Source organism: Kosakonia sp. LAM2021, from assembly GCF_016620385.1.
Classification (GTDB): domain Bacteria; phylum Pseudomonadota; class Gammaproteobacteria; order Enterobacterales; family Enterobacteriaceae; genus Kosakonia; species Kosakonia sacchari.
Window position 1 is genome coordinate 344,828 of sequence record NZ_JAENHT010000004.1, and the last position, 12,355, is coordinate 357,182.

General features: G+C 50.2%; 14 protein-coding genes. 13 read left to right on the forward strand and 1 reads right to left on the reverse strand.

All coding sequences use genetic code 11. From position 1 onward, the window contains the following. Nucleotides 1-2: 2 nt before the first annotated feature. The 4 genes from JKP81_RS12320 to JKP81_RS12335 are packed head-to-tail and all read left to right on the forward strand — an operon-like array spanning nucleotide 3 to nucleotide 2,875. The gene (locus tag JKP81_RS12320) at nucleotides 3-902 is read left to right on the forward strand and encodes a hypothetical protein (protein WP_200551968.1); all 900 of its coding nucleotides are present in this window, start codon (nucleotides 3-5) and stop codon (nucleotides 900-902) included. A gap of 8 nt (nucleotides 903-910) precedes the next feature. Continuing rightward, nucleotides 911-2,128 carry a PP2C family protein-serine/threonine phosphatase gene (locus JKP81_RS12325; RefSeq protein ID WP_200551990.1) on the forward strand — a complete coding sequence of 406 codons (1,218 nt, stop codon included), beginning with the start codon at nucleotides 911-913 and terminating at the stop codon, nucleotides 2,126-2,128. Further along, nucleotides 2,118-2,456, forward strand: coding sequence for an STAS domain-containing protein (locus JKP81_RS12330; RefSeq protein ID WP_200551969.1), 339 nt, complete (start codon nucleotides 2,118-2,120; stop codon nucleotides 2,454-2,456). The genes JKP81_RS12325 and JKP81_RS12330 overlap by 11 nt, the downstream gene beginning before the upstream one ends. 5 nt (nucleotides 2,457-2,461) lie before the next feature. Continuing rightward, nucleotides 2,462-2,875, forward strand: coding sequence for an ATP-binding protein (locus JKP81_RS12335; RefSeq protein WP_200551970.1), 414 nt, complete (start codon nucleotides 2,462-2,464; stop codon nucleotides 2,873-2,875). A gap of 4 nt (nucleotides 2,876-2,879) precedes the next feature. On the opposite strand, the gene tehA is transcribed toward JKP81_RS12335, so the two are convergent. Continuing rightward, the gene (gene tehA, locus JKP81_RS12340) at nucleotides 2,880-3,842 is read right to left on the reverse strand and encodes a dicarboxylate transporter/tellurite-resistance protein TehA (RefSeq protein ID WP_200551971.1); all 963 of its coding nucleotides are present in this window, start codon (nucleotides 3,840-3,842) and stop codon (nucleotides 2,880-2,882) included. Nucleotides 3,843-4,067: 225 nt separating this feature from the next. Here tehA and yahO point away from each other — a divergent pair, with 225 nt between their 5' ends. From yahO to JKP81_RS12385, 9 genes are all read left to right on the forward strand, one after another. Beyond that, nucleotides 4,068-4,343 carry a DUF1471 family periplasmic protein YahO gene (yahO, locus tag JKP81_RS12345; RefSeq protein ID WP_017456766.1) on the forward strand — a complete coding sequence of 92 codons (276 nt, stop codon included), beginning with the start codon at nucleotides 4,068-4,070 and terminating at the stop codon, nucleotides 4,341-4,343. A 183-nt stretch (nucleotides 4,344-4,526) separates the two neighbouring features. Then, nucleotides 4,527-6,092, forward strand: a complete 1,566-nt coding sequence (locus JKP81_RS12350) for a hypothetical protein (protein WP_200551972.1) — start codon at nucleotides 4,527-4,529, stop codon at nucleotides 6,090-6,092. Continuing rightward, nucleotides 6,089-6,490, forward strand: coding sequence for a fucose-binding lectin II (locus JKP81_RS12355; protein ID WP_200551973.1), 402 nt, complete (start codon nucleotides 6,089-6,091; stop codon nucleotides 6,488-6,490). Before JKP81_RS12350 ends, JKP81_RS12355 begins: the two co-directional genes overlap by 4 nt. Before the next feature lie 10 nt (nucleotides 6,491-6,500). Then, nucleotides 6,501-6,902 (forward strand): fucose-binding lectin II, encoded by a 402-nt coding sequence (locus JKP81_RS12360; RefSeq protein ID WP_200551974.1) that lies wholly within the window; start codon nucleotides 6,501-6,503, stop codon nucleotides 6,900-6,902. 193 nt (nucleotides 6,903-7,095) lie between these two features. Then, nucleotides 7,096-9,357, forward strand: coding sequence for an AAA family ATPase (locus tag JKP81_RS12365; RefSeq protein WP_200551975.1), 2,262 nt, complete (start codon nucleotides 7,096-7,098; stop codon nucleotides 9,355-9,357). Beyond that, nucleotides 9,354-10,412 (forward strand): hypothetical protein, encoded by a 1,059-nt coding sequence (locus JKP81_RS12370; protein WP_200551976.1) that lies wholly within the window; start codon nucleotides 9,354-9,356, stop codon nucleotides 10,410-10,412. Before JKP81_RS12365 ends, JKP81_RS12370 begins: the two co-directional genes overlap by 4 nt. A gap of 141 nt (nucleotides 10,413-10,553) precedes the next feature. Continuing rightward, a complete protein-coding gene (locus JKP81_RS12375) occupies nucleotides 10,554-10,994 on the forward strand; it encodes a hypothetical protein (RefSeq protein ID WP_200551977.1) in 441 nt (146 codons plus the stop codon). A gap of 14 nt (nucleotides 10,995-11,008) precedes the next feature. After that, complete coding sequence (locus JKP81_RS12380; protein ID WP_200551991.1) at nucleotides 11,009-11,560, forward strand: RNA polymerase sigma factor; 552 nt, start codon at nucleotides 11,009-11,011, stop codon at nucleotides 11,558-11,560. A 160-nt stretch (nucleotides 11,561-11,720) separates the two neighbouring features. Then, nucleotides 11,721-12,239, forward strand: coding sequence for a hypothetical protein (locus JKP81_RS12385; RefSeq protein WP_200551978.1), 519 nt, complete (start codon nucleotides 11,721-11,723; stop codon nucleotides 12,237-12,239). Nucleotides 12,240-12,355 lie beyond the last annotated feature (116 nt).

Genomic DNA, 12,355 nt, shown 5'->3' on the forward strand with positions numbered 1-12,355 from the left:
TTATGCGGGAAAAATTGTTGCTGGTGACTGTCATGTGCAGTGTTATCGCGCCAGCGTATGCCGTCGATCGCACTTCTGACGCTGGTCAGCAGGAACGCACGGCCGAGCAGATCCCGGCGGGCGGCATCAACAGCCGCTGGGGGCGTCTGTTCGCCGGTAATAAAGATAAATTTTCCGCTGCGTTGAGCTTTAACTCAGGGTTGAAACAACAGTGGATAACGATACCTAACAACTCGGAATCGGCGTCGCAAAAAAACAAAATTAACCAGACACTCAACCTGAGCCTGCAATATTCCCCCTACAGTTTCTGGTTCGCGAACGTGATTACCCGTCTTCCGGTGAGGGATACCAGCCGCTATACCACGGATTTCCGCTACAGCTTCGGCTATGATGACTGGCACCCCAACACCGTAAGCCTGGTTTACAGTAACTACGGCGATAACCATTTCTGGACGACCGGCAGTAAACGGCACACCTATTTTGAACAAGGGGCGTTTACGCTGGCGTATAAGTTCTCGTTGCCAAAGCCCATTGAAAATAAGCTTTTAATTAATAAAGGCGATGCGCTGACCTGCCAGCTCGGTTATAGCTGGGTGCCGCGCTACTACGACGCGCAAAGCGACAGCGTAAAGGCAAATAAGAACGTTATGCTCGGCGGTTGCGGCTACACCTTTAAGCAGCACTTTTTTGTGCGTGCCACCGCATTCTGGTTTCCTGACAGCAGCCAGCAGCAGCCATGGAATGGCGACTACAGCTACAGTTTTGGCTATGCCACCTACGCGCCAGGATCGTTCTCTATTCAGTACAGCAACTATGCCGGAACGCGCTTCCCAGGACATAAAAGCGGCAATGCGCGGTTCCGGGAAGGCACAGTGAGCCTTATCTGGTTGTTACCGCTTTAGGAGCCATGATGACGGAGCAAAAACGCGTATTGATCGTGGATGATTCGCAGGTCTATCGCCGTTTACTGGTTAACCTGCTTTCGCAGTGGGGGTATCAGGTGAGTGAAGCGGAGAATGGCGAAGAGGCGCTCGGCATGCTGGCGCAAACGCCCGTCAGCATGGTGATCAGCGACTGGGAGATGCCGGTGATGGATGGGCTGGCGCTGTGCCGCGCCATTCGAAACATTGAGTATGGTCACTATGTGTATCTTATTTTGCTGACGGCGCGCGAGAGCGCGGATGACATTACCGAAGGGTTTGACGCGGGCGCGGATGATTTTCTCAGTAAACCGGTCAACCAGAGCGAGCTGCGAGCGCGCCTGCATGCCGGGGCGCGCATTCTGGCGCTGGAAGCAAGCCTTGCCGCGCACAATACACGCTTAAGCGAGGCGTTAAACCAGATAGAGCAGGATTTACAGGTGGCCGCACGGTTGCAGCGTTCGGTATTACCCGCGCATCAACTGCGTTATGAACACTATTTTGCTGACTGGCTATTTCTGCCTTCGGCCTGGGTTTCCGGCGATATATTTAATGTGTTCCCGCTTGATGGCCATCTGGGGTTTTATTTTGTTGATGTCGCCGGGCATGGGGTTGGTGCGGCGATGATGTCGCTGGCGGTTGCCCGGCAGTTTCTGCATGGCCGCGTGGTGGAACGTTTTCTGTTTGATGAACATGGCGAGGTGGCGTCACCCGCGAAGGTTGTGCAGATGCTGAATGCGCGTTTTTGCAGCGAAGACACGGAGATAGTCAGTTATTTCACCATGGTTTATGGCGTTATTAATCTGCGAGATGGCAGCGGGACGTTGTGCCAGGCCGGGCATCCCACGCCGTTTATCGTCTCGCCCGACGGGCAAGTCCGCCAGACCGGTGGTGGCGGAGCGCCAGTCGGGTTGCTACCGGATATGCAGTGGGAAGACACTGCTTTTAGTCTGCATAACGGCGAGCGCCTGTGCCTGTTCAGCGATGGCATTACCGAGTGTGAAGGGCCAGACGATGAGCAGTTTGGTGAATTACGCTTACAACACTGGTTACGGCAGCAGACCGGCAAACCCGTTGAGGCGCTGCTGCCGTTATTCGGCGAGCATTTGACGCACTGGCGTAACCATGATGGCGGGAGCGAAAGAACCATGACGGATGATGTTTCGCTGTTAGTTATTGAGCGCGGAGGAGAAGAGCATGAATATTGAAATTGAACGGTTGCCGCAGGCCAACATTATGACGCCGGTTGTCAGACGTCTGGATGCGTCGGTGGCGGCGACATTCAGGGAGATCCTCTCACGGGAAATGGCAAATGAGCAGAAAGCCTTAATCATCGATTTTAGCCGCGTTGATTTTATCGACAGTAGCTGTCTCGGCACGCTGGTGTCGCTTCTTAAGATGATGAATGGCAAAGGTGAAATGCTCGTTTGTTCGCTCAAGCCCGGCATCCGCAATATGTTCACTCTGACGCGTATGGACAGGGTGTTTCGCATCTGCGATGACCGTGATGCCGCCTGCGCTGAGCTTGCCAGGTAAACATAATGCATGAGGCGATTACCCTTCAGGCTACGCTGGGCGCATTAGCTCCGCTGGCGCAGTGGTTGCAGCGCAATATGGCGGCGCTGCCCGTTGATGGTGCGTGGCGCTTTGCGCTCGATCTTGCCGTTTGCGAAGCGGCGACCAATGTTATTCGCCATGCGTTAAACGAAGACAGCCACCGCGAATTTACCGTGACATTCAGTTGCCACAACGATGCTGTGCAGGTCGAGTTGACAGATGATGGCGTCGCCCTTTCACCAGATAGCCTGAGCAAAGCGCGGAGCAAAATTGGCAGCGACGAGGAGCAGGATCTGGAAAGCGGCAGGGGGCTAATGCTGATGTTGCTTAGCGTGGATAACGTGAGCGTTGAGCGGGAGGGTGGCTGTAACAAAACCACCCTCGTAAAGCGCCTGTGATGCGTTAGCTGTGCGCTGTGCGGATCAGTAACTTGCCCCGCAGTAACAGCGCGAAGGTTTTCACCATTAACAGCGCGATCACCAGGTTAGCCGCGATAAACAGCGGGAATGACATCCAGTACAGTGCGCCACCCGGCGTGCCGTGTCCCAGACGAATCGAGGTGGTCGCGAGCGACGCCACACCGAATGAAAAACTCCAGAACGACGGGTTAAACGGCTGCGAACTGTACCAGGGGATCAGCCTTATCATGAACAGCATCTGTAACAGGCCATAGCCGAATAACAGTTTGGCGAACACATCGGCCTGCCCGCCGTTGACGCTCAGCCAGGCGCTACAGGCCACGAATGCAGGTGCCATCTGAATGCCAAGCGATGTGCGCACGGCGGGCGACATTTCATCAAGATTACGCATCCGGCTGAGAATGGCAGGCTCAAGGCTAAGCCAGGAGAAGATCCCGGCACCGAGAAACAGCATCCCGACATCGTTAAAACCGAACGCGCCGCAGGCCATCGCGCTGATAAAGTTGTTGGCAACCGTGGGCAGATAAAGCCCCGGCGTCGTCGCTTCTTTCGGGTGTTGACCGCGCCATAACCCGGCGGTTTGCCAGGCGGAGTAGGTGAGCTGAATAACGACAGCAACAAGAAACAGCCCCAGCGCCAGCGTGTGGAACCACGGCGCAAGGCCAATGGCGACCAGCATCGAGGTTGCCGGTGCCAGGCTGACAAAACTGCTTTTCAGCGGATGGGTGATCTCTTCGAGCACGCTTGCGCCGTGGCGAAACATTCGGCTAATAAATGCCAGCATCAATAGCGCCCAGATGACCATCGCCAGAATGATTAAGCCATCCGCAGGCAGCAGCGTGACCGGCCAGATAGTGGCGGCGTAACGCCAGGAAAAGCCCAGCCCGATAATGCCAAGCACGATGCCAAAGTAGCCCGCTGGCAGGTTGAGGTGTGAATCTTTCATCACCAGACTCCTGAAATGTGTAAACCTCTGAAGTAAGACGCGCGCCATTATATATGACATTTCATATGCACGTTTCACTTTTTATTCAGCTTAATATGTTGATTAAATAACCGATTAATTAATGATATTGAATTATTTTGGGCTTGGTCTACCGTTAAAGAGTAAATGATCGACTGTGCTTTTCTGTTATTTACAGCCATCTCAAATCAATCCGGAGAATGCCTGATGAACAAAAAAAGTTTAGTGATTATTAGCGCGTTAACGTTATTGGCGAGTAATGCCTGGGCCGCCAAATTAATGGAAAAAGCAGAATTTGATAAAGTTTCTTCGCAATATGAAAAGGTTGGTGAAATTGCCACATCCGATGAGATGTCACCCATGGATGCCCGCCATGCGCTGAGCAAACTGGCGGATGAAAAGGGCGGTGATGTGTATGTCGTAACCTCCGATCAAACAAGGAAAAAAATTCACGCAACGGCCGATGTTTACAAGAAAAAATAAAATAACAAAACCTCCTCGTGCGGGAGGTTTTTATTTGCGAAACATCCTGGTCTGAATATATCGAATATCGTAATAGATAGCTTTTAAATTAAATATTCTTTTTGCCTAAATATAGTGGTGCGCAGCGTGAATACACCTGCGCACCTATTTTCGTTTTTCTACCGCAGTAATAGAGGAGTTTATATGGGCGTCATCTCACGAATGACGATGCGCGTCTTTGCCATCGTTTTATGTATCTTTGCCAGCGCTGGCGTGTTTGCCGGTCAGTTAATCCTTAAAAATACTTCATCATCACCGATAACCTGTACGGTTGACGGCTGGACCCGTGCGTCTGGTGGCAGCTTTGACTGGTTTATTAAGGTTGAACCGGGGCAGAGTTTTTATGTCGGGCAAAATACCAGCCGGTCAAATCCGCCGATCATTAACTGGGCGAACTGTAATAACCTGCAAACCCGCGCCATGACGCTGACGCCGAAAGGGCCGAACCAGACGCTGGTGCTCAATGGTCAGCAAACGCGTGTGCTTAATGTCTCGCTCTATTCGTACCTGCCGACATTGCCGACGGATAATTTTGAAAGCCTGGTCGCTTATGTGGTGAAAAGCTGGCAGGCGCAGCACCCGGACGTGTTGCTCAATGCTGTGCTTAGCCAGGAGGTCAAGATTTATGACTTTACCAAGCTGCGTACCATTCTGGGAAACGACGGTTTTGATGTTGTCGAACTGGATGTGCTGTATCTGGGCTTTCTGGCGGATAACCAGCTTATCAACCCCGCGCAAATCAGCGGAGATGCGCCGTGGCCGGTGGCACTCGCCGGATCGACCTATAAAGGCCAGTTGTGGGGTATTCCCAGCTGGCTGTGCATGAATTTTATCTATGCGTTTGACAAGGCGATTACCCGGCAAAAGACGCTGGATAATTTACTGAGCTATATGCACTCGCTGCCCTCTGCGGTGCCGGCGCTGGCGGGGAGTTTTAATGGTCACTGGGCGGTGCCCTCCAACTACATCAATGCATATGTGCAACGTTATGGCCTGAATGCAATGCCGCAGGCCATGCAAATGCCGCCAGATAATGCAGTGATTTCGCAACTGGTTGCTTTATCGGATACCTGCCAGAAAAACGGTATCAATCAATGTACCAATGGCTATTTTTACAACGGGACCGGCGTTACGCCTGAGCAGGCATTTGCCACCGGGCAATCCAGCACCGAGATGGGATTTTCTGAACAGTCGTTCTACGTAAATCTCTATCGCCCGTCGCAAAGCGCTCCGTTGTATGTCATTCCGGTACCGTGGGGGCAAAACGCCCAACCGCTGCTGTTCCAGGATAGTTTCGTTTCCAGCGCGGCTACCTGCAAGCCGGGCAGTCAGTGCAGCCGCGACGCGCAGGCATTCACCACCATGATGACCGGCGTGGCTATGAAAAATTATATTGTGCAGTCGCAGGATCTTCCTGCCGGCACGCCGTGGCGCACGCTGCTGGTGGCCAGCCAGCCTTTCTGGCAGCAATCGCAGATTGTCAATAACGCCTATTACCAGCAACTGCGCCCGATATTTGATACGGCAGCACCGTTCCCGAACAATTTCACCGAATCCGTTCAAACAACAATGGATACCCAGATTTGCGCCGCGCTGAAAGCCCAGCGCCCGCAATTTGACTGTGGCGACAGCGCGAAAACTTTGCTCGCGACCGGCCACGCGAAGACGCAACCGCGTCCAACTTCAGGCGAAAACAGGAGCAAACTATGAGTGTCGGCCCGGTTTCAGGAAATGGCATCGCGATTACGTTGCCGCCAGGAAAAACGGTCTTCTGGACGGCAAATGTGCAGGCATCGTGGGCGCAATACGTTCAGGTAAGGGATTTCGCGAATAACCCGGTCTTTCAGGCCAATGGCGCATCGACAGGCGGGCATTCACCGACGCAGATCGGACAGGGAACGTTTGTGGCGTCCGGCACGGGTGCGTATACCGTCTACCTTGGCTACAACAATGGGCAATCCTGGTCGCAAGTGATGTGGGAGGAGATGACGCTCAATATCGGTAGCCAGATCTATTCCAGCAGCTTCAATTTTATTGCCGAAGATGGTGCCGACCAGGACTTTAACGATACCTGCCTGACATTAACCTGGTTTAACAGCATTGGCTGAGGAGATGAACATGTCGCCAGGACCTGTTAGTGGCAATGGCATTGCTATCGTTATTCCGCCGGGTAAAGTCGTGTTTTGGTCGGTGCTGGTACAAAGCTCGGCAAACCAGTTTATTCAACTGAAAGACAGCCTTTCTAATGTGGTGTTTACCGTGCAGGGCACCAGCTCCAGCGGCGGGACGCCAACGCAAATTGGCAACGGTTTTTTTCAGGCGGATAACGTGGGAAATTATACTGTCTGGATCGGCACCAACGGCGGCCAGCGTTATTCAAACGTTCTCTGGACGCAGGATATTATTACCCGCGGCGCGTCGGTCTTTTTCGGCAAATATATCTTCGCCAGCGAGGATTCAACCGACAACGATTACAATGACTCATTTTTCCAGCTGCAATGGTTTGAAAACGTAGGCTGAGGCGTTTTCCTCTTAGCAGGAGTGCTTCGGCGCTCCTGTCGCTCGCCGAAACGGCCCATTTCCCTGATATACCTTGATTTCCCTTGTTGGTTTGGCAAAATCATTTATCCATTCGGTGAATGCTTTCTCTCGCAATCTGTCTGTTTTGCGGGCGGTAGCGTGCCTGCGTAAATATATTTAAAGGGAAATAACGATGTTATTCGTAGACAGGGGGCGTGTCGCCATTCCATCCGTGTTACTGCCTGGCGGCGCGGCAGAGGCGGAAAAAGAGAAAGCGGCTGAGTTTTATAAGCAGGCGCATCATTTGCAGAGTCGCTTTGAATTTAAGGTTTTCAGAAGTAAAGAAGTTAAAAATGCGCTGTATGATCTCTTTCAGGGTAAGTGTGCGTGGTGTGAATCACGGATAAATTCAACGGCGTCCGGGGATATTTGCCATTACAGACCTAAGGGCGCTGTCGCAGAGAGCCGTAAACACCCAGGATACTGGTGGCTGGCAAGCCAGTGGGAAAATTTGCTGTTAAGTTGCCCCGCATGTAATCGGCCGCATCAATATAACGGTGTCATAGCGGGAAAGTCGAGCCGCTTTCCTCTTGAGGACGAAACACAGCGCGCCTTTGAGCCTGGATGGGAAGAACGCGAAAAACCGTTATTGTTGGACCCAACTTCTGATGATCCTGCCCGGCATTTTGTCTATGACTGGGAAGGAAACATCCTCAGTGAGACGCCAGAGGGGCAGATGACGATCACCATCATCGGGCTTAATCGCCCGGCGTTGGTCGAGGCGCGAAGAAGCGCACTGGCTATGGTTCGTAGTGTCCTGAAAATGTTTGCTACTGCCTCGAGCGTCGGCTCAGAAGAGCAGCGGATGTTTATACTTCGTCATCTGCAAGAGTTGACCGCTGATAATGCTGAGTATGCAGCGATAAAACGCCAGCTCATTTCGGCAGAGCTTAAAAAAATCGTACGGGATACTGGGTACGATGCTTTCCATTGGTTGAAATCAACCCTGCCCGTTACAAAGAAAAGAGTGAGCGGTATATGGGAAAAACTCAGGGATTTTGAGTTAAAACAATCTGATTTCTCCTTACTTAACCGTCGGGGGATTGCTATTTCGCGGTCGCAAAGCCGAAAAATACAAAAAGTGACGATCGCTAATTTTAAAGGCATTGATGAGTTAACGTTTAATGTCGCCAGTAACTGGCAAATGCTGTTGGGCGAAAATGGCGCGGGTAAAAGTTCAGTTTTGCAAGCCATCGCGCTCTGTTTGGGGGGCGCGGACAACTTCGCCAAAGTGGTGAACGAGAACGGTATCGATCCTAAAACCTGGATCAGGTCTAAACGGCAAAAAGCCACCATTGAAATCCAGGTGAGCGGTTTTGTAAAACCTCATTTGTTGAATATTTATCGTGACCGGGCTGTGTTTTTACGCGCGGCGAAAAGGTCTGCTTTCGTGGATTACGCTAATGGCAGTGCGACGGTGAAAGGCGCAAGCGAGGCGAGAGATGTCCAGTTTGTTCTACTTGGCTACGGCGCAACGCGGTTATTAAAACCTGCGCCAAAATTATCGGAATTGGGTTTTCGTGAAGCAGAGCCAGTGCGCTATGCGCGCTTCGATAATTTGTTTGATCCGCTTTCGTTACTGATTTCCGCTGAAGAGTGGCTGTTAAAGCAGAAGCGAGAGATCTTTGATCTCAGCGCGCGCGCGTTAAAAGATTTGTTAGGCCTGGATAACAACGACATTTTGGTCAAGCGAAATAACACCATTATGGTTGTTATGGATGACAAAAAACCTTTACCGCTGGCCGCGCTTAGCGATGGTTACAAGACGGTGATTGCTTTGTGCGTGGATATCCTCGCGATAGCAACGGAGTTTTGGGGCGATCCTGGTAGCGCCGAAGGCATCGTACTGGTGGATGAACTTGATTGCCACCTGCATCCAACGTGGAAAATGCGCATTGTTAGCGCGTTAAAACGGGCATTCCCGGAAATGCAATTTATTTGCACCACCCATGATCCGCTCTGTTTGCGTGGCCTTGGCGCGGGAGAGGTGTGTGTGATGCAGCGTGATGGTGAAAGTATCAACTTGCTGAGCGATTTGCCAAACCCGGCGGATTTCCGTGTGGAACAGTTATTAACCTCTGCATTTTTTGGCCTGAACAGTACGCTGGATCCGGAAAATGAGGCGATCTTCGATGAATACTATGCGTTGCTCGCTTTACCTGAAAAGGATCGAGAACAATCTGAGCGGCTTGAGCAATTAAAGATTGAGTTGAAGGATCGACGCTATATTGGCGAGACGCCGCGCGAACAGCTGATGTTTGAAGCAATCGATCATATTATTGCCGACAATAAACAGAAAGGCTTTTTGCAAATCCATGACATGAAGCAGGAAACTATTAATACAGTCAGCAACCTCTGGCAAGATGCTTTAAATAAAAGGTTGCTAAAGAAATGATTAAAATAAATCGTAGCCAGGCAACGCCAAATATTCCGGTTTACGTGAGAGCGATGACTCGTGGTAGAAGCATTGGGCTTACTCAAGCGGTGCGGGAATATAATGAATCGATTGATTTTCACACTAATGTATCTCACTACCTCAATGAAGAGAAAATAACTGACAGTAAATTTAAGTTTAATGTTTATAAAGACAAAGAACTGGTTGCTGAACTAGGAAAAATATTTGGTAATAAGTGTGCCTATTGTGAAAGCTGCTTTGGTGCCGTCACACCAAAAGATATCGAACACTTCAGGCCGAAAAGTGAAATAAAAACTCATGGCGAAGCAATACTTCGTCCAGGCTATTACTGGCTCGCAGCTGAGTGGCTCAATTTACTGGTGTCGTGCCCGGATTGTAACCGCCGACGAGAACATGAGGTTCCCGGTCAACCAGCAATGGTAAACCTTGGGAAGGATATACAGTTTCCGATAGCTAATGAAAATGCGCGTTTGCGTGTCCATAGTTGCAGTGCCGTTCAAATTGCTAACGAAGAAGCGCAACGCCTGCTGATCAACCCATGCATCGAAGATCCGGAAGACTATTTTACTTATGATGATGAAGGGCTGATTCACCCCAGAAACGCCAATGACATGAAAGCAATATGTTCAATACATGTCTATGCCTTGCAGCGTAAGGCACTGGTTGAAGCGAGAAAAGCGACGCTGGTACGGTTACAGCGTCTGTTTTTTCATCTTTGCTTGCCGGTTAAGGAGTTAACGCAAATACCTCTCAGACATGTCAATAAACGGGTAATCAAACAAAATCAAATTACCGAGTTAATGAACGATGTTTTGGATATGTTTGAGCCGGAAAAACCTTACCTGGGTTTACTTCGGGATTATATTCGTCGACATGTTGCGTCAGGGACTTATCGGGAATATCGAACAGCCGGTATTCGTGTTGAGGATCTTCTGAAGTTACCTGTATCTCGCTCGCTTCCGGTACCACGTCTTAACCTGAGTACTTTCAGAAACATGACGTCAAGGATCCCCGTCGGGCTGCGGCTGAGATAAATTTATCATTATTTTTCAAGTGGTTGATTAATTATTGCCCTGTCGTGGCATTTATTTGCATTTTCCTGGCAATATTTTTACCGCTCATCCGTCTACTTCATCACAAGCAATTATTCACTAACCTGATGGAGTAGAAAAAAGATGAGAGATTTTGATATGCATGAGCACCGACACGGACACCGCCACGGCTTTGGTCGGCATCGCATGATGAAACCGTTAATCATTGGCGTGGTGGTATTCATCGCGTTAGGGTTGCTGGTGATGTCGTTGTGGAACACGCTGTTACCGGCCATTCTTGGCGTGAAAAGCATTGGTTTCGGGCAAGCGCTGGGGCTGTTAGTGCTGAGCCGCATTCTCTTTGGCGGGCTGGGATTCCATGGGGGAATGTTTGGCATGGCACGTCGGCGTATGCACGAACGCTGGATGCAAATGACGCCGGAGCAGCGTGAAGCCTTTATCCAGCAGCGCCGCGAAGGTTTTGGTCGCCGCGATCGCTGCGGCTGGCGTGGGCGTTGGGATGAAAGGGCGGATGACCGCCATCAGCCTGACGATAGCAGCGCCAAAAAACCGGACGCTGAGTGAACACGGTGAAAACCATGGATGGCGAGTCTTTGCTGGTCAATGCGCTGAATGCCTGTCGCTCACGCCTGAAAGCGTTTATTCGTGGGCGCACGGCAGTGCGTGATGACGCCGACGACATTTTGCAGGAAGTAACTTACCAACTGATGAATGTGGAACAACCGGTGGAGAACGTTGCCGCCTGGTTGTTCCGCGCCGCGCGTAATGAAATGACGGACAGAGCGCGTAAAAAACACGAGTTGCCGTTGTCCGGTTTTTTCAGCAGCGGTGATGATGAGAGCGATTTTGCGGAAGATGAACTGGCGGAAACGCTGTTTGGCGTGCCGCAAACGCCGGAAGAGGAGTATCTGCGCGAACTGTTATGGCAAGAGCTGGAAAGCGCGCTGGCGGAACTTCCACCCGCCCAGCGCGAGGTGTTCGAAAAGACCGAGCTTGAAGGCTTGAGTTACAAGGCGCTGGTGGAGGAGACGGGCGTCAGCATGCAGGCGCTGTTGTCCCGTAAGCACAAGGCGGTGCTCTATCTGCGCAGCAGGCTGCGCAATATTTATGATGAATTAGTTGCAGAGTGAATAACGATGTAGAGCAAAAAAATACTGACTAGATTTTTCGATAGCACTCAGTTAACAAAGAACAGGAATGATTTAGGGGAAAAGATTGTTTTTGCTTTCGAATAATGAGTATTATTGAGAACTTTCTCTAGAAAACATGTTTCTGGTAAGGATAACAGACATGCTTAGATATATTAAAGAATTCGCGTATCTTTTCAAAGACAGCAGAAAGGTTATTAATGTTGATGTTTTTGAATGGGATTTAAAGAATATTACATTAAAAAAATTACCTCATCATGCGAAATGGGATGATTTTGCGATACCGCATCCGCAACTCGAATTTACCCTATGGCAATTGGCTCACGCGGTAGTAAAAACAGATTTCCTTATTCAACGCAATTATAGCTTTCATAGCCTGGGACTTATCTTGTCTGCTCATCAACTGATTAAACTGGAAAAAAAACATAATCTGAGGCTCGTTGATGACATTGATACAGTAGTCAATGATGTGACATTAACAAGCCTAATAGGTCGGCTGGGGCAAGGTTTATCTTTACTGCTAAGTAACAGATTAGGTTACGTTTTTGTCGGGCATCTGGCTTCCGATGTTAAGGTGAGGGCTCATATCGCTGCTTTGCCTGATTCTGAGAAAAGAGTGAAAATAGCGGATTTTTTATTTGAGAACAGTAAGAAAGAATGAATCGCCACGGATAATCTAGACACTTCCGAGCCGTTGATAATACTGGTTTTCATATTCTGTCGGTGACATCTGTTCGCTAGAACCATGCCGACGCTTACTGTTATAAAACATTTCGA